The sequence below is a fragment of the Verrucomicrobiia bacterium genome (assembly GCA_019634625.1).
In the GTDB taxonomy this organism is placed as follows: domain Bacteria; phylum Verrucomicrobiota; class Verrucomicrobiia; order Limisphaerales; family CAIMTB01; genus CAIMTB01.
The window spans coordinates 21,931-39,359 of the sequence record JAHCBA010000016.1; the positions used below are offsets into that span (position 1 = coordinate 21,931).

General features: G+C 67.2%; 13 protein-coding genes. 6 read left to right on the forward strand and 7 right to left on the reverse strand.

The genetic code is table 11. The features are described 5' to 3' along the window. Positions 1-67: 67 nt before the first annotated feature. Together KF833_11310 and KF833_11315 are read left to right on the forward strand one after the other, a co-directional pair. The gene (locus KF833_11310) at positions 68-535 is read left to right on the forward strand and encodes a hypothetical protein (GenBank protein MBX3745885.1); all 468 of its coding nucleotides are present in this window, start codon (positions 68-70) and stop codon (positions 533-535) included. Between the two features lie 1,076 nt (positions 536-1,611). Then, positions 1,612-2,952 carry an adenylosuccinate lyase gene (locus KF833_11315; GenBank protein MBX3745886.1) on the forward strand — a complete coding sequence of 447 codons (1,341 nt, stop codon included), beginning with the start codon at positions 1,612-1,614 and terminating at the stop codon, positions 2,950-2,952. Here the strand turns inward: KF833_11315 and KF833_11320 are convergent. Genes KF833_11320 through KF833_11330 form a run of 3 tightly spaced genes read right to left on the reverse strand, consistent with a single transcriptional unit; the run spans position 2,906 to position 5,579 of the window. After that, the gene (locus KF833_11320) at positions 2,906-3,574 is read right to left on the reverse strand and encodes an HD domain-containing protein (GenBank protein ID MBX3745887.1); all 669 of its coding nucleotides are present in this window, start codon (positions 3,572-3,574) and stop codon (positions 2,906-2,908) included. The genes KF833_11315 and KF833_11320 overlap by 47 nt on opposite strands. Then, positions 3,571-4,548 carry a hypothetical protein gene (locus tag KF833_11325; protein ID MBX3745888.1) on the reverse strand — a complete coding sequence of 326 codons (978 nt, stop codon included), beginning with the start codon at positions 4,546-4,548 and terminating at the stop codon, positions 3,571-3,573. The genes KF833_11320 and KF833_11325 overlap by 4 nt, the downstream gene beginning before the upstream one ends. Before the next feature lie 44 nt (positions 4,549-4,592). After that, positions 4,593-5,579, reverse strand: a complete 987-nt coding sequence (locus KF833_11330; protein ID MBX3745889.1) for an ROK family protein — start codon at positions 5,577-5,579, stop codon at positions 4,593-4,595. Positions 5,580-6,888: 1,309 nt separating this feature from the next. On the opposite strand from KF833_11330, the gene KF833_11335 reads away from it, so the two are divergent. Next, positions 6,889-9,582 (forward strand): hypothetical protein, encoded by a 2,694-nt coding sequence (locus tag KF833_11335; protein MBX3745890.1) that lies wholly within the window; start codon positions 6,889-6,891, stop codon positions 9,580-9,582. A 214-nt stretch (positions 9,583-9,796) separates the two neighbouring features. On the opposite strand, the gene KF833_11340 is transcribed toward KF833_11335, so the two are convergent. Both KF833_11340 and KF833_11345 read right to left on the reverse strand, forming a co-directional pair. Beyond that, entirely contained in the window at positions 9,797-11,626 is a 1,830-nt protein-coding gene (locus KF833_11340) for a cation acetate symporter (protein MBX3745891.1), read from the reverse strand. A 27-nt stretch (positions 11,627-11,653) separates the two neighbouring features. After that, positions 11,654-12,022, reverse strand: a complete 369-nt coding sequence (locus KF833_11345; GenBank protein MBX3745892.1) for a DUF485 domain-containing protein — start codon at positions 12,020-12,022, stop codon at positions 11,654-11,656. Positions 12,023-12,321: 299 nt separating this feature from the next. On the opposite strand from KF833_11345, the gene KF833_11350 reads away from it, so the two are divergent. The 3 genes from KF833_11350 to arsS all read left to right on the forward strand — a co-directional run bounded on the left by KF833_11350 (position 12,322) and on the right by arsS (position 14,323). Further along, complete coding sequence (locus KF833_11350) at positions 12,322-12,558, forward strand: hypothetical protein (GenBank protein ID MBX3745893.1); 237 nt, start codon at positions 12,322-12,324, stop codon at positions 12,556-12,558. Then, positions 12,555-12,962, forward strand: a complete 408-nt coding sequence (locus KF833_11355; protein MBX3745894.1) for a type II toxin-antitoxin system VapC family toxin — start codon at positions 12,555-12,557, stop codon at positions 12,960-12,962. The genes KF833_11350 and KF833_11355 overlap by 4 nt, the downstream gene beginning before the upstream one ends. Before the next feature lie 365 nt (positions 12,963-13,327). Then, positions 13,328-14,323: an arsenosugar biosynthesis radical SAM protein ArsS gene (gene arsS, locus KF833_11360; protein ID MBX3745895.1), complete on the forward strand. Its 996-nt coding sequence runs from the start codon at positions 13,328-13,330 to the stop codon at positions 14,321-14,323. Positions 14,324-14,368: 45 nt separating this feature from the next. On the opposite strand, the gene KF833_11365 is transcribed toward arsS, so the two are convergent. Then, complete coding sequence (locus KF833_11365) at positions 14,369-15,181, reverse strand: response regulator transcription factor (GenBank protein MBX3745896.1); 813 nt, start codon at positions 15,179-15,181, stop codon at positions 14,369-14,371. Beyond that, positions 15,178-17,400, reverse strand: coding sequence for a HAMP domain-containing histidine kinase (locus KF833_11370; GenBank protein ID MBX3745897.1), 2,223 nt, complete (start codon positions 17,398-17,400; stop codon positions 15,178-15,180). Before KF833_11370 ends, KF833_11365 begins: the two co-directional genes overlap by 4 nt. Between the last annotated feature and the right edge of the window lie 29 nt (positions 17,401-17,429).

Sequence of the window (17,429 nt, forward strand, 5' to 3'; positions counted from 1 at the left end):
ACGGTGGCGGGGCGTTCGCGGCGGGGTCCGCGGCGGCGGTTTGGATGTGGATGGAACGGAATTTCTTATGAACGCGACCCGGATACTGCCCGATCTTCAATGCTCCCTGCTGTGCGACGAGGTGCGGCAGGAAATCAGCGGCAATTTCATTTTGCTGGGGATCATCGCGTACGTGCGGGTGCCGCAGTTGCCGATCACGGCGTTGAAGTTGTGCGTGTTCAACCGGTGGACGGCGGGGGTGGGCCAGTTCACAGAGACGGTGTGCCTGCGGGCGCCGGACGAGACGGCGATGCGGCAGAGCCAGGTCCGGTTTGCGCTGCAGGAGGCGACGCACAATGCGACCAACGTCACGCTGTTCACGCAGGTCGAGTTCAAGACGGCGGGGACCTACTACATCGAGGTGCTGGTGGATGATGTGATGAAGCTGCGGGTGCCGCTGCCGGTGATCCATGTGCCGACGCCGCCAGGACAGCAGCGGGGCGGCCCGGCGCCGGCTCCGAAGCCGCCCGAGGCGCCGCCGGCGGATCCAGTGTAAGCGTTGGCAGGTTTTGTTGGGGCGCATTTGAGTTTTTTGCAGCAGGCCTCGTAATCGTAATCGTAATCGCCCAGCCCAGTTCGCATGCGGAATGGGAGGTTCGAACATGATCGAGCCCGTCGGGCCAGGGAGAAGGCGAGGATCGAGGCGGTGTGCTTGGGGGACCGAGGACGAGGACGAGTACCGCCCTTCGGGCTGAGTACGAGTACGGAGGAGGGGGGAAATGGTGGGGTGCAAGGGGTTGTGGACTCGCGGAGCTCGTCCCTCCGAATCGCTGGATCGTCACCGACAATTTGGGGATGCGCCGGGTGAGAAGGGGACGATTGAAGCGGTGTGCCTAGGGGATTGAGGGATGGGATCTGCGACCCCTGGCGGGGTCGTGGGTGGTTTGGGAGGCTCACGCTGAAGCGTGTACACCCAACCATTCTGGTGGGGTGGGAAGCGGGGGGCACAGGGTTGGCCGTCTTTTGTTGGGTGTGCACCCCCTGGCGGGGTCGTGAGCGGGGGTGGGACTTTTGACCGGGGGTCGGACCCGCGGAGCCGGGCACGACCCCCGGCTAATTTCTGGAAACCCTGCGGGTTTCTCGGACCCGATCGAGGGTGAAGCTCCCGGAATTTGTGTGATCGCTGGGAGGTCCGCGGTGATCCGCCTTGGTGCGCTCCATCAGACCTCCTTCGAGAGGGTGCGCCTCGGGTCCTTGCAGCGGGTCTCGGTCTCGTACTCGTAATCGTACTCGTAATCGTAATCGCCCAGCCCAGTTCGCATGCGGAATGGGAGGTTCGAACATGATCGAGCCCATCGGGCCGGGGAGAAGGCGAGGATCGAGGCGGTGTGCTTGGGGGACCGAGGACGAGGACGAGTACCGCCCTTCGGGCTGAGTACGAGTACGGAGGAGGGGGGAAATGGTGGGGTGAAATGGGTTGTGGACTCGCGGAGCTCGTCCCTCCGAATCGATGGTTTGTCACCGACAATTTGGGGATGAGCCGGGTGCGAAGGGGACGATCCAGGCGGGGTGTCTGGGGGGGGCAGGGAGTTCCCGCTTCCCGGCGGGAGTGGCGGGTTTCAGACTGGCGGCGTGATCAATCGTTATTCACGGCCCGCGATGCGGGGGATCTGGACGGACGAGAACCGGCTGGGGATCTGGCTGCGGATCGAGTTGAGGGTGAGCGAGGCGCTGGTGGGGGAGGGGATTGTGCCGGTGCCGGACTGGGAACGGCTGAAGGCGGGGGCGGAGGAGTGGTTGACGGATCTTCCGGGGCTGGTGGCGCGTCAGCGGGAACTGGAGCGGACGCTGCACCATGACGTGATTGCGTTCACCACGGCGGTGACGGAGCGGATACGGCATCCGGCGAGCCGCTGGCTGCATTTCGGGCTGACCTCGAGCGATGTGGTGGACACGGCGTTCGCGGTGCAGCTGGTGCAGAGCGCGGATCTGCTGCTGGAGGGGGTGAAGGCGTTGCGGTCGGTGGTGGGACGCCGGGCCCGGGAGCACGCGCATACGGTGTGCATCGGGCGGAGCCACGGGATCCATGCGGAGCCGACGTCGTTCGGGTGGAAGCTGGGATTGATGTACGACGAGCTGGGCCGGGCGGAGGACCGGTTGCGGCGGGCGCGTGAGGTGGCGGGGGTGGGGAAGCTGAGCGGGGCGGTGGGGACGAGCGCGCATTTGTCGCCGGCGGTGGAGGAGGCGGTGTGCCGGGATCTGGGGTTGCGGGCGGCGCCGATTGCGACGCAGGTGGTGCCGCGGGACATCCACGCGGAGTACATGGGGGCGCTGGCGCTGGTGGGGGCGGGGATCGAGCGGTGGGCGGTGGAGTTCCGGCATCTTCAGCGGACGGAGGTGCTGGAGGTGGAGGAGCCGTTCGCGAAGGGCCAGAAGGGGAGCAGCGCGATGCCGCACAAGCGGAACCCGATCAACTGGGAGCGGCTGACGGGTCTGGCGCGGGTGCTGCGGGGGAACGCGGTGGCGGCGTGGGAGAATGTGGCGCTCTGGCACGAACGGGACATCAGCCACAGTTCGGTGGAGCGGATCATCTTCCCGGATTCATGCACGCTGCTGGATTACATGCTGGAGCTGACCCGGCGGCTGGTGGAGGGGTTGCAGGTGTACCCGGAGAACATGCGGAAGAACCTGGGGGCGAGCCTGGGAATGTGGAACAGCCAGACGGTGCTGCTGGCGTTGATCCGGAAGGGACTGACCCGGGAGGAGGCCTACGAGGTGGTGCAGCGCCAGGCGATGCGGACCTGGGAGGTGAAGCACGCGGGGCGGGACGACGCGGATTTCCTGGGGCAGTTGCGCGAGGATCCGGAGGTGGCGGGGCGGTTCGGGCCCGGGGAACTGGAGGCGCTGTGTTCGGTCGAGTTCCACCTCAAGGAGGTGGACCGGCGCCTGGACGGGCTGGGGATTCCGGCGTGACCGGGCGGGCGTCGGCAGGGGTGTCCGGGGCGGCCTCATGACGGAAGGCGAGGTTGCGTTCGAAGACCAGGCGGGCGAGGTCGCCCTTCTTCCCGGCGCCGGCGATTTCCCGCAGGGGCGGGGCGGTGGCGACGAGGGTGAATTCGAGGAAGTCCGGGAGGATGCGGACGTGGACGTCGCGGACGGCCTGGAGGTGGCTGCGGTCGCAGGCATCGGCGATGCGGAGGATGGCGGCGAGTTTGCAGACTTCGTCGCGGTCGGTCGCGGGGAGGGCCTGGAATTCGCGGTGCTCGAGGGATGGCAGGGCCTTGCGGTGGTAGCGGGCGACGAGGGCGAGGCGGGCGACGTCGGGTGCGGAAAGGTGGGACCAGGATTGTTCGCGGATGAGGCGGGCGGAGTGTTTGTGGTGATCGGAGCCGTCCTCGCTGACGGTCCAGCCCAGGTCGTGGAGCCAGCCGGCGCCTTCGAGAAGGACGCGGTGGTCGGGGCCGAGACCGTGGAGGGGGGCGAGTTGGTCGAAGAGCCGGACGGCGAGGGCGGCAACGTGGCGGGTGTGTTCGGGCTCGGGTTCGAGCCGGTCCATGACGGCACGGAGTTCGGCAAGGGCGGCGGGGTGGTTCATGGCGGATCGAGAAGGGCGGCGAAGCGGAGTCCGCGGGTGCTGGGCTGGAGCGCGGGCAGGCGGAGGGCCCGGAAGGCGGCCTCGTAGAGGGCGGCGCCGGTGAGGATGATGTCGGCGCGTTCCGGCGGGAGTCCGGGGAGACGGCGGCGATCGGCGACCGGCATGGCCCAGAGGCGTTCGGTCAGGGAACGAAGCGTGGCGGGATCGAGGCGGACGGATTCGATGCGGTCGCGGTCGAAGGTGTCCAGGGCAAGGTGGAGACGGGCGAGGATGACCGCGGTGCCGCCGACAGCGACCCAGCGGAGCGGCGAGGGCCGGGAGAGCGGGGAGGACGGTGTGTCGGCCGACAGGAACGGGGCGAGGGCCGGGATGACCCGGGAGGCGAAGAGGGCATCGAGCGTCTGGCGGCAGGCATCGAGGTCGTCGGGGTTGGGCGGATCCGGGAGGGAAAGGGATTCGAGGAGTCGGACGGCGCCGATGGGGAAGCTTTGCCGGAACGACACGTTGCGGCGATGGCCGACGATGAATTCGGTGCTGCCGCCGCCGGCGTCGGAGACGAGGAGCGGAAGTTCGGCGAGTTCGGGATGGGTGGTGACACCGCGGAAGGCGAGTTCGGCTTCGGTGGCGCCGTCGATGATCTCGGGGGTGGCGTCACAGGCGGACTGGAGGGCGGCGATGAGGTCTTCGGGATTAAGGGCTTCGCGGGCGGCGGCGGTGGCGAGGAGGCGGAGGCGTTCGGGTCGGTGGGTCCGGGCCTCCGCAGCGAGGGTTCGGACGGCGTCGGCGGTGCGGGCGATGGCGTCGGGGAGGAGGCGGCGACTGGCGAAGAGGCCGGCGCCGAGTCGGGTTTGGATGCCGCGTTCGTGGAGGGGGGTGACGGCAGTGCCGGCGACGCGGCCGACGAGGAGTTTGACCGAATTGGTGCCGACATCGAGGACCGCGCGGCAGGGAGCGGCGGGGTTCGGGGATGCCACGGGAGGAGGGGCCTGGGCGGGCGGGGGATGGGGGCTCAGCGGGCTCAGGGTTTGGGGCGGTCGCGGGCGAGGACAGCGGCCCCGGTGATGCCGGCGTGGTCGCCGAGTTTGCTGGCGACGATCTCGACGCCCTTGGCGGTGCCGGTCATGGCGTAGTCCTGGGCGGTTTCCACGATGATGGCCATCATCTCGTCCTCCAGGGCGTCGATGATGCCGCCGCCGAGGACGACCACCTGGGGGCCGATGAGATTGATGATATTGCCGACGGCGATTCCGGTGTACTCGGCGGCGTCCTCGATGACTTTTTCGACCAGTTTGTCGCCTTTTTTGAGGGCTTTGCGGAGGTCGCCGCTGCGGAGGTCGGACAGGTCACCGCCCAGCATGTCGGTGAGGATGGTTTTCTGGCCGTCCTTGATGGCGGCGAGGATGCGGCGGGTGATGGCGGAGCGGCTGGCGAGGGCTTCGAAGCAGCCGCGATTGCCGCAGCCGCACTTGGGTCCGCCGACTTCGAGGACCATGTGGCCGATCTCGCCGGCGGTGCAGTTGAATCCGCTGTGGAGACGGCCATTGAGGATGATGCCGGCGCCGATGCCGGTGCCGAGGAAGATGCCGACCAGGTGTCTGGGTTTGCCGCCGAGTTCCGCAGCGTGGACGCCGAGGGTGCAGACGTTGCAGTCGTTGTCCACCTCGACCGGCAGGCCGAGCGCCTTTTCGAGTTCGCGTTTCAGGGGGATATCCGACCAGCCGGGGAGGTTGGGGGAGAAGAGGATTTTGCCCTCGGCGGACTGGACCGAGCCCGGGGCGCCGATGCCGACGCCCGCGATCGCCTTGATATCGAGGTCGGCCTCGTCCACGGCGTCGCGGATGGTGCGGACCACGCGGTCGATGACGGCTTTGGGGCCGCGATCGGCCTTGGTGCTCGATTTCGAGGTGGCGATGAGTTTGAGGCCGGGCTGGAAGATGCCGGCCAGGATCTTGGTGCCTCCGAGATCGACACCGACGTAGAACGGTTTGGGGTTGGCCTCGGCCATCGGTTTTTGGGTTCGGTGCCGCGGGAGATCGTGGGCGGGGGTTAAGCCGTCGTGGCGCTCCAGCGGCGCGCCCATACAACAGAAAGGCAGGATGGGGTCAAACCCGGAGATCGACGGGATTCTGGAGGGGGCACCTCGGGATCGTGCCGCGGGCCTCCTACTCGTAATCGTACTCGTAATCGTACTCGCCCAGCGGGGTTCGCACGCGGAATGGAAAGTCCGAACACGATCGAACCTATCGGGCCAGCGAGAGGGCGATGATCGAAAGGGTGTGTTTGGGGGTTCGAGGACGAGGACGAGGACGAGTACCGCCCTTCGGGCTGAGTACGAGGACCGAGGACGGGGGAAATGGTGTGGAGCGATGGGTTGTGGACTCGCGGAGCTCGTCCCTCCGATTCGCTGGATCGTTATCAACAGTTTGGGGATGGACCGGGCGGGAAGGGGACGATTGAAGCGGTGTGCCTGGGGGATTGAGGGATGGGATCTGCGACCCCTGGCGGGGTCGTGGGTGGTTTGGGAGGCTCACGCTGAAGCGTGTACACCCAACCATCCTGGCGGGACGGGAAGCGGGGGGCACGGGGTTGGCCGCCTTTCGTTGGGTGTGCACGCTTTGGCGTGTCGGGGTGGTTTGGGAGGCTCACGCTGAAGCGTGTACACCCCAACCATTCTGGTGGGGTGGGAAGCGGGGGGCACAGGGTTGGCCATCTTTTGTTGGGTGTGCACCCCCTGGCGGGGTCGTGAGCGGGATGGGATTTCTGACCGGGGGTCGAACCCGCGGAGCCGGGCTCGACCCCCGGCTAATCTCTGGAAACCCTGCGGGTTTCTCGGACCCGATCGAGGGTGAAGCTCGGAGGATCCCCGGGATCACGGGGAGTTCTGCGGTGATCCGCGTTGGTGCGCTCCATCAGACCCCCTTCGAGAGGGTGCACCTCGGGTTCCTGCAGCAGGCCTCGGCCTCGTAATCGTACTCGTACTCGTAATCGTAATCGTAATCGTAATCGTAATCGTAATCGCCCAGCCGGGTTCGCACGCGGAATGGAAGGTTCGAACACGATCGAACCCATCGGGCCAGCGAGAGGGCGATGCTTGAAGCGGTGTGCCTGGGGGATCGAGGACGAGGACGAGGACGAGTACCGCCCTTCGGGCTGAGTACGAGGAATGGGGAGGGGGGAAATGGTGGGGAGCGATGGGTTGTGGACTCGCGGAGTTCGTCCCTCCGATATTAGGTTCGAGGGAGGAATTCGAAGAAATCTGTTTTCTAATGTTCTCCCGTCGCGGTAGCCTGCCGTTGTAATCCCAAAAGGAAGCCATGGAGACCAGAACTGCAGCCGGAGGACCCGACGTGATGTGCAGCATTCAATGCCGTTTTGGGGGTCCGCCGGTTCGGAGGACGGGCGGGGGATGGAAGGCGTGGGCGCTGGGATGGCTTTGCGCGGTTGGGACGGGGGCTGCGGCGTCGGCGGCGAACATTGCACTGGAGGGGACGGGGATACTGGGGGTGAACAGCGCGGTGAATTCGGAGCCTGGGACGCTTCGGTTCAACGGGGGCGTGCGGGCGAACATCAATGACGGGAACGATCTGACCCGGGTGGACAACTGGTTCGGCAATGCCGGGACGGACATGGGGCAGGCGTTCAGCTTCGTGGGGATTGTGTGGAACGGAATGCGTTATGACACCATCACGACCCTGACCTTGCACATGGCGACGTTTGGGGACGGGGGATGGTTCGGGGCGCAGAACAACGGGCCGGGGGCGGGCGGGCTGTTGACCGCGGCGGACCTGATCGAGCCGACGGTGCAGATTTCGACGGATCGCGGGCAGACCTGGAGCACGGTTGCGCACACCTCGGACTACCTGGCGTTGATGGACGGGCACACGATTGGCGGCGGGGGCAATCCGAACCCGACGTGGAATGTGCTGACCTTTCACCTGAACACACCGGCCACGCGGGTGAATGGAATCCGGTTGATCGGGGAGAACGGTGGCACGGCGGATGGCAACGGGTTCATCGGGGTGTTCGAATTCGAGGTGGAGGCGACGCCGGCGGTGGACACGGACGGGGATGGCATGCCGGACGCATGGGAGGTGGAGCACAGCCTGAATGTCGGCGTGAACGATGCGGGGGAGGATCCGGACGGAGACGGGTTGACCAACCTCGAGGAGTTCCAGCGGGGAACGGATCCGCGCAATCCGGACACCGACGGGGACGGGTTCAACGACGGGTTTGAAGTGGCGATGGGGAGTGATCCGCTGGATCCGTCGAGCATCCCGGACAACTGGGCGCTGCAGGGGACGGGGATCATGGGCACCAAGGAGGCGATTGATGACGGACCCGAACTCGAGACGCCGCATTTCCAGGCGGGGGTTTTGGCGAACATCAACGACGACGACAACACCACGCGGGTGGATACCTGGAACGGCACGCAGCCGGGGACGGTGAGTTTTGTCGGGATCGTGTGGGATGAACCCCTGGATGCCGGACGGCCGGTGGGCCGGTTGGAACTGACGCTGGCGACCTTTCTCGATGGCGGCTGGTTCGGGGTGAACGGGGTTGGACCGGGCGCAGGGAATGCTCTCACCGAGGCCATGCTGGTGGATCCCCGGGTGGAAATCTCACGGGATCACGGGGCGACCTGGACCGTGGTGCCGCACACCTCGGACTATATCGAACGGCTCACCGGACATCGCATCGGCGGCGGTACGGTGCCCAATCCGAGTTCGGTCACCGCAACCTTCACGCTGGCGACGGTGGCGGAGGGGGTCTCGGGGGTGCGACTGGTCGGGACGGAGGGTGGCACGGCCAGCGGCGGGTTCATCGGGGTGTTTGAGTTGCGGGTCAAGGCCTTCGCTTCGGACTCGGACAACGACGGGATGAACGACGACTGGGAGCGGCAGCATGGGCTGATCGTGGGCATCGACGACAGCGGCGAGGATCCGGACAACGATGGATTGACCAACCTGGAAGAGTTCCTGGCCGGGACCAATCCCCGCGTTGCGGACACCGATGGCGACGGTCTCAGCGACGGTGCGGAGGTGAAGCAGTACCTCACCGATCCGCTGCGGGCGGACACGGACGGGGACGGGCTCTCGGACGGGGACGAGGTGCTGATCCATGGGACCAATCCGCTGGTGGCGGACACGGATGGCGACGGCTTCAGCGACGGTCTGGAGGTGGCCCTTGGGACCGATCCGAAGGATCCCGCGAGTTTCCCGGCCAACCAGGCGCCGCTGGGACGGGGCATTCTGGGGACCAAGGAGGCCATTGATGGTGAGCCGGGGACCCCGGTGTTCAATGCGGGAGGCGCGAGTTCGATCAACGACGGCAATCTCACCACCCGGGTGGACACGTTCAATGGCGGCAATCCTGGGACGGTCAGCTTTGTCGGCATCGTCTGGGACACGCCAATGACGCGGCCCATCGAGCGGCTGGAGCTGACGCACGCGACCTTCTTCGACGGCGGCTGGTTTGGTCCCAACGGCAGCGGTCTGGGGGCGGGGACCACGCTGGACGAGGCCGACCTGATTGCCCCGACGGTGCAGATCACCACGGATGGCGGGGCGTCGTGGACCGAGGTGCCCCATACGACGGATTACGTGGAGGCGCTGACCGGGCATGCCCTTCCGGAGGTGGCGTTCGGGGCTCCGACGACGGTGACGGCGCGGTTCCAACTGACGCCTCCGGTGACGGGGATCGACGGGATCCGGATTCTTGGAACGGAAGGCGGCACGGCCAGCGGCGGGTTCATCGGGGTATTCCAGCTCGCGACGATCGCGGTGCTGCCCGCATCGGGGGTCCGGTTGCTGAACGTGGGAATCGAGGGCGGGCAGATTCGTTTCGAGTTCGACTCGACGACCGGCGTCTCGCACGGGGTCCAGTACAAGGAGGCGCTGTCCGATGCCGCCTGGCAGTCGCACTCGACGGTGGCCGGGGATGGCACCCGCAAGACCGTGACCGACGCGATCGGCGCGACCCAACGCTATTACCGCGTGGTGAATCCGTAGTCAGGCGGACCCGTACGGGACCGGCGCCGAAGGGGCAACTCAGGACGCCGCGGATGGAAGTCCGCGGCGTCCGAACTTTCTGGGCCGGCACGGTTGACCGGCGTCGGGTCGCTGATCGAGACGCAAACTCCGTGCATAGGCACGGAGTTTGCGGCCATTCCCGGGAAGCAATCGTCGGGAACCGGGACCGGATTGTCCCGACTGCGTTGGGGGCTCAGTGGGCGGCTTCGTGGTCGCGGATGTATTCCTGCTTGAGTCCGAGGGTTTCCGGGGCGTGGAGGACGAGCATTTTCATGCGGACGTCGGACGGGACTTCGCGGCGGGTGGCGCGGGAGACCACGATCATCAGGAGGATCGCTCCGGGCACGGCCCAGATGGCGGGCTGCTCGCAGAGGATGCGGAGAAGGGGATGGGCGGCCCAGAAGCCCTGCATGGGGATCCAGCCGAGATCGCTGAAGTTGGTGAGCGACACGGCGAGGACCGCGGAGATGCCTCCGGCCAGCATGCCGGTGGCGGCACCGCGCATGGTCATGCCACGCCACCAGACGCTCATGAAGAGGAGCGGGAAATAGCTGGCGGCGGCGATGGCAAAGGCCTGGCCGACCATGAAGTTGATCTGCAACGGCTCGACGAAACAGCCGAGCAGCGTCGCCACGCCGCCGATGAGCCAGGCGAAGACCTTGAACATGCGCATCCGTTCGGAGGGGGTGCTGGAGGGGCGCAGGATGCGGCCATAGACGTCGTGGGCCAGGGCGCCGGTCATCGAGACAAGGAGGCCTGAGAAGGTGGACATGAATGCGGCGAAGGCGCCGGCGCAGGTGATGCCGCTGAGCACCGAGCCCCAGGGGAACGAAGAGCGGCGTGGAGCTCCGGCAGGAGGCTCCGTCAGCAGGGTGGCGGAGGCGTCGGGCCCGGCCACGGCCGAGGGCACGGTGGGGCGGTCGAGAATCTTGGGGAGTTCGAGGACGACCTTGTCGGTGCCTTTGGCGCCGGTGCCGGTGTAGAGTTCGGGGAGCTGGTTGCGTCCGAGCACGCCGAACACGGGCGGGAAGACGTAGAACACGCCGATGAGGATCATCACCCACATCGTGGTGCGTTTGGCGGCGACGCCATCGGGGTTGGTGTAGAACCGGACCAGGATGTGGGGCAGGCCGGCGGTGCCGCAGACGAGGGCAATGATGAGGGAGTAGGTGTAGAGGAGGGCGAGAGGCCGGGCTTGCTCGGGAGAAAGGCCGGCGGTTCGGGCGGCGCGGGTGGTGAGGGGTCCGAAGGGCTGGAGCCAGGTGTCGTCGGGAGGGGCCACCTGGGGCAGCGGCAGACGGGTGGCGGCGGACGGGTCGGCGCTGCCGAGGGTGGCGACTTCGGCCGTCGGGGTTGCCAGGGGGGCGAGGGCTCCGTCGGCGCCTTGCACGGCGAGCTGGCGTCCGTAGTGCCCGTACACGGCGAGGAGGACGAAGATGGGCACGGCGATGGCAAACATCTTGAGCCAGTACTGGAAGGCCTGGACGAGGGTGATGCCCTTCATGCCGCCCAGTGCGACGTTGAGGGTGATGACCGCTCCGACGAGGACGACGCCGGCCCAGTAGGGCATGCCGGGAAAGATGTAGGCGAGGGTGGTTCCGGCGCCCTTCATCTGGGGCATGGTGTAGAAGAAGCCGATGAAGAGCACGAAGACCACGGCGATCTTGCGGAACAGGGGCGAGTCGTAGCGGCCTTCGGCGAAGTCGGGGATGGTGTAGGCTCCGAAGCGGCGGAGGGGTCCGGCGATGAAGAGGAGCAGGAACAGGTAGCCGCAGGCGTAGCACACCGGGTACCAGAGGGCGTCATAACCGCTGGACATGACCATGCCGGCGATGCCCATGAAGCTGGCGGCGCTGAGGTATTCGCCGGAGATGGCCGAGGCGTTCCAGCCCACCGAGACGCCGCGGCCGGCGACGAAGAAGTCGGAGGCGGTACGGGCCTTGCGGGCGGCCCAGAAGCCCATCCAGATGGTGACCACGACGGTCACCGCACTGAAGCCCAGGATCCAGGGATCGAAAGTCATGTCGGTGAAAGGCGAAAGGGGGCTGGGTCAATTCGGGCGACCGGAAGCGGGACGGTCGGGTGCGCCGGCCCGGGTGACCTCGGCGACTTCCGTTTCCTCGAGGGCGATGGAGCGGCGGATGAAGATCCAGGCGATGAGCCAGACGGCCGGAAAGATCCCGAGGCCGAGCAGGAACCAGGAGAGGGTGTACCCGCCGAAGACGCGCCGGGCCATCAGGTCGGGCAGGAAGTAGTTGGCGAGGGGCAGTCCGAGGAGAATCACCATGAAGGCGAGGGCGCAGGCGATGGAGAGTTGGAGCTGCCGTCGCATGAGGGATCGGAGGAAGGCCTCCGAATGCATGGGATCGTCCGGGGGCGGGGAGTGGGGTTGCACGCGGGCGGCTGTATCAGACCGCATGATCCAGAGCAATCCGGGGATGGACCCGGGCATCAACGGGTCGGCTTATTTTCAGATCCGGACCGCCAATGCCGCAGGGGGACTGGGGAGGGGGATGGGATTGAGACTAAGATCAAGATTAAGATTAAGATTAAGATCAAGACCGAGGGGATTGGGGCGATGGTGCGGGTGAGGGCGGCTGGAAGGGGGTGGTGCGATGGGATGGGGACTCGCGGAGTTCGTCCCTCCCAAAGGGGGAGAGGCACGGGAGCGGTGGCGTTGACAACCATTTTGGTACCGTTCAGGTTGCAACGGTGAACGTGAGTTTCACCATCAAGGAATGCCCCCGGGAAGTGAAGTCCGCGCTGGAGCTGTCTGCACGACTGAACCGCCGCAGCCAGAACGCGGAAGCCATCGTCTGGCTGGAGGAACGTGCCCGCACGTTTCGCTCGCAGCTCCAGGAATCGGAGCTGCTGCGCCGCATCGAGTCGGTGGACTGGCAAACCCAACTGGAACCTGGGGAACAGGAAGCGCTGCGCCAGGGCGGTCGGCCATGATCGTCGTGGATGTCAGCGTGCTCTTCGGGCTGGTCGTGAAGAGGGACGCCTACCACGCGTTGGCGATGGGGGCACGCAGACGGGATCCGGACTGGCAGGCGACCCGGTTGTTCCGCAGCGAATTCCGCAGCATTGCCGCCGGCCATCTGCGCCGCGGGGAACCGCTCCAGAATGTCATGGCAGCCGCGGCGAACGCGCAACTGGCGGTCACGACCCATGAATTGACCGACCAGGAGGTCTTTGCCGTGATTCAGGAGAGTTCCCTCTCCGCCTACGACGCGGAATACGTGGCGCTGGCACGGCGACTGGGCGTCGTCCTGGTAACCACGGATCGGGAGATTCTGGGTCATTATCCCAACCTGGCGGTGCGTTTGCAGGACTACGCAAGGACGAAGATCCGATGAAGGAACTGGAGCGAGGGGGTGCATCCGGAGGGCCGAGTTCCACGAGGCTGCAAGGGGTTGGTGCAATGGATTGAGGACTCGCGGAGCTCGTCCCTCCGAAAGGGGGAGTTGAAGCGAGGGGGTGCAATCGGAGGGCCGAGCTCTGCGAGGCTGGCAAGGGAATGGTGCGATGGGGTGAGGACTCACGGAGCTCGTCCCTCCGAAAGGTGGAGCGAGGGGGTGCATTCGGAGGGCCGAGTTCCACGAGGCTGCAAGGGAGTGGTGCCATGGATTGGGGACTCGCGGAGCTCGTCCCTCCGACATCATTCCGGAGGGCTTGAGTCGGGGGGCTGGCTCGCGCGAGGGTGCGGGTCGCGGCACGGGGCATGAGATCCTTCGAGCAGATGGTTGGCCGACACGGCGGGATGCCGCCGCGTGCGGAGTTGGTCACGCTTCAGTTGAACCTGGGGCGGGTCTGCAACCAGGCGTGCCGGCATTGCCATGTGGATGCGGCGCCGTGGCGCACGGAGACGATGAGCCGGGAGGTGGCGGGGCGGGTGATCGACTGGATCCGGGAACATCGGCCGGCGGTGGTGGATCTGACCGGAGGGGCGCCGGAGTTGTGCGCGTCGTTCCGGGACCTGGTCGAAGCGGCCCGGGGCGCGGGATGCCACGTCATCGACCGGAACAACCTGACCATCCTCGAGACGGCGTCGTTCGGATGGCTGCCCGGGTATCTGGCGGCGCACGGCGTGGAAGTGATCGCCTCGCTGCCGTGTTACCTGGGGGAGAACGTCGATGCGCAACGGGGGGACGGGGTGTTCGAGAAGAGCATCCGGGCGCTGCGGAGGTTGAATGCGGTCGGGTACGGGACGCGGCTGCCGCTGGCGCTGGTGTTCAATCCGCTGGGGCCGACGCTGCCGCCCCCGCAGGCGGAGCTGGAGGAGGAGTACCGGGTGGAATTGCGCGCCCGGCATGGGATTGAGTTCACCCGGTTGCTGACGCTGACCAACCAGCCGATTGCCCGGTTCGCCGAGGAGCTGAAGGGGTCCGGACGGTGGGAGATGTATCTCGATCTGCTGCGGGACCGGTTCAACCCGGCGACGCTGGAGGGCCTGATGTGCCGGACAACGCTCAGCGTGGGATGGCGGGGCGAGGTGTACGACTGCGACTTCAACCAGATGCTCGGGCTCGGCCTGGGGGCGGGGGAAGGCGGCTACCTGTGGGACTGGACGCCGGAGCGGTTGCGGGGCGGTCGGATCCGGACGGGCATTCACTGTCTGGCCTGCACGGCGGGGTGCGGGAGCGGTTGCACGGGGGCCCTGACGGCGGAGGTGCCGGCGGGGCAGGAGCGTGCGGGGGATCAGGTTGCCGTGGCGTGACCTGGGGCGCGAAGGGCGGGCGGGACGAACCGTGCGGGGGGCGATTCAGACTTCCGGGGGTTGCCCGACGGGTGCTTCGTCCGGGCCGGGGACGGCTGGGGTCGCTGTGGCCGGGGCTGCCGCCGGGTCGAGGGTGAGCCGGTAGCCGGCGCCGTGAACGGTGACGATCCAGATGGGCTGGGCGGGATCCTCCTCGAGTTTGCGGCGGAGCGAGACGATGTGCTTGTCCACGGTGCGGGTGGTGGGGAAGAGGGTGAAGCCCCAGGCGCGATCGAGGAATTCGTCACGGGAAACCACCTGACCGGCGCGTTCGACGAGGAGGCGGAGGACATCGAATTCGCGGGCGGCGAGGGGGACTTCGGTGTCGTGGCGCCAGACGCGGCGGGCCGCGAGGTCGATGCGAACGGGGCCGAAGCGGATCCGGGTGGGGGCGGTGATGGCGGCGCGACGGCGCAGGAGGGCGCGGACGCGGGCAAGGAGTTCCTCGCGGCTGAAGGGTTTGACCAGGTAATCGTCGGCGCCGAGGTCGAGGCCGCGGACGCGATCCTGGACGCTGCTTCGGGCGGTGAGGACGAGGATGGGGCTGTTGAAGCCGAGTCGCCGCAGGTGACGGCAGAGGGCGAAGCCGTCGAGGCGGGGGAGCATGAGATCGAGAAGGATCAGGTCGGGCTTGCCGTCGGTGGCGAGGGTGAGGCCTCGCTCGCCGTCGGAGGCGGTGAAGACGCGGTAGCCGTGCCGGGCGAGGCAGTCGTGGAGCACGGTGCGCATGGAAGGTTCGTCCTCGATGACGAGGATGCGTTCCCGCGGGCCGTGGGGGTCGCTGTGGGCGGGAGCGGGTGAAGCAGGGTCGCCGGTCATGGGAGATTCGGGACGGATCCGGGAGGGGTGGGGAGTTCGACGGTGAAGCGCGTGCCGGCCGCGGGGGGGCATTCAATGACGACCCGGCCGCCATGGGCGGTGGCGAGCCGGTGCACGATGGCGAGGCCGAGCCCGATGCCCGGGGTTTCCCGGCGGAGTTCGGAGCCGCGCCGGAAAAAGGCCTCGAACACGCGATCGCGGTCTTCATGCGGGATGCCCGGACCGCAATCGGCGACCCAGAGCCGGGTGTGGCGAGGGTTCGAGTTCACGGGGGAGTCTGCGGTGGGTGGATCCACGCCGACGGTGACGACGGATTGGGGCGGGCTGTGCTTGAGGGCGTTGTCGATGAGATTGACGAGGATCTGGCGCATCGCGGAGGGATCGGCGGAGACGATGACGGCATGGTCGGGGAGTTGTGTGTCGAACCGGATGGAGCGGTCGGCGGCGGAGGGAGCGAGGGCTTCGACGGTGGTACGGACGAGTTCGGGGAGATCGAGGGGTTCGAGCGCCAGGGGTTGGGGGTCGCGTTCGAGGCGGGCGTGGCGGAGGACGTTTTCGATGAGGAGGCCGAGGCGCCGGGTCTCGCGCAGGATCAGGCGGGGATAACCGGACTGCCGGGAGGAGGGGCCGGCGGGGAGATCCACGAGTTCCTCGGCCATGAGTTGGACGGCGGCCATGGGCGCCCGGAGTTCGTGGGAGACGCTGGCGACGAAGTCGGCCTGCAAGGCGGCGAGCTGACGCTGGCGTTCGCAGGCGCGCCAGAGGCTGAGGGACCCCAGCGAGACGGCGAGCAGGGCGGTGCTGACCAGTCCGAAGTGGGTGAGGGATCGCAGGCGATGGCCGGTCAGCAGGACCTGTGGGTTGGCGAGGTGGAGGGTGACCTCGACGGATCCGGAGGTGGCGGACGCGAGGGCTTCGGACGCGGGCGGCACCGGCACCAGGTCGCGTCCGGCAATCCGGATGTCCGCTGCGAGGTGAGCCGGGAGGAGTTGATCCGCGAGGACCTGGCGGACGCGGGCGAGAACGGCGTCGAGGGGGCGTTGCACCACCCAATGGCCGTCCACGACCTCGTGCCGGGTGACGAGATGGATCGTTTCGGGGCCGGAAGCGAGCCATTGAGGATCAGGGGATGCGGGTTGGGGCGGGTCGTCGGCGGGAAGGTCGGGGAGATGCGAGCGGACGCTGGCGTGCAGGGCGGCGACATGGCGCCAGCGCGCGAGCCGGTGCGGATCGAGGGATTCCCATTCGTCGAGGGTCGCGTCGGGCCATTGACGATCGATCAGGGCCCGATAACAGAGCGCATCGAGCCAGTTGGTTTGAAGGGGACGGGCCGAGGAATCGATGGCGGCGATCTGGAGGAGGGCGCGGAGGGCGAGGAGGTGGAGGGGCAGCCCGGTTTCGCCGGGCTGGTGTGGAGACTGTTGGAGGATCCATTCGAGGTGGTTGCGGGCCTCGGGGGTGCGGCCGAGCTGGAGAAGCTGGCGCGCCAGGCGGAAGCGAACGGGCGCCTCCCACTCGGAATCCGCGGCGTGCGGCAGGAGCTGAAGCCAGAGGCTGGGTTCGGGGGACGGCGCCCCGGATGCAGGGTCGTGGGCGTCGGCGGCGAACCAGAGTTCGCGGGCCGGGTTGGGAAGGCGCGCGGGATCGAACCGCGCGGGGGTTGGGGGATGGGCGGCGGGATAGGTGCCATGGGGCAGGACCAGGATGCCGAGGCTGTCGGGGTGCAGGGCCGCCACGCGGGTCAGCGGTTCCCGTTCGGGAGGCCCCGGCGACTGATGGAACTGCTGGACATCGGCCGCGCTGGGGAGCGGCAGATCGAGGAGGTCGGATTCAAGGGCCCTGGCGAGGAGGGGCGCCTGACGTCGGGCGAGTTCGTGCATCTCGTGAAGGGCAACGATCCGATGCTGGCGGAGCGAATGGAATCCGAGTGCGGCGAGGATGATGGCGGGAATCAGGATGACAATGGCGAGTGCGGCGACGGCCCGTGGCGACAGCGGTTCGGGGAACGGATGCTTCATGTCGTAGGGGGGGGGTGATTCGCCGCATCCGCCATCCAGATACCAAATGTCCTCATCCTCGTAATCGTAATCGTAATCGTAATCGTAATCGTAATCGTAATCGTGCTCGCCGAATCCATGCGGTGTCGGTGCGATGCATCCTGGAGTTGTGGGTCGAGGCGCGAACTTCGCGACGCGTTGCTTCGGAGGGCCGAGTTCCACGAGGCCGCAAGGGAAGTGGAGCGTTGGAT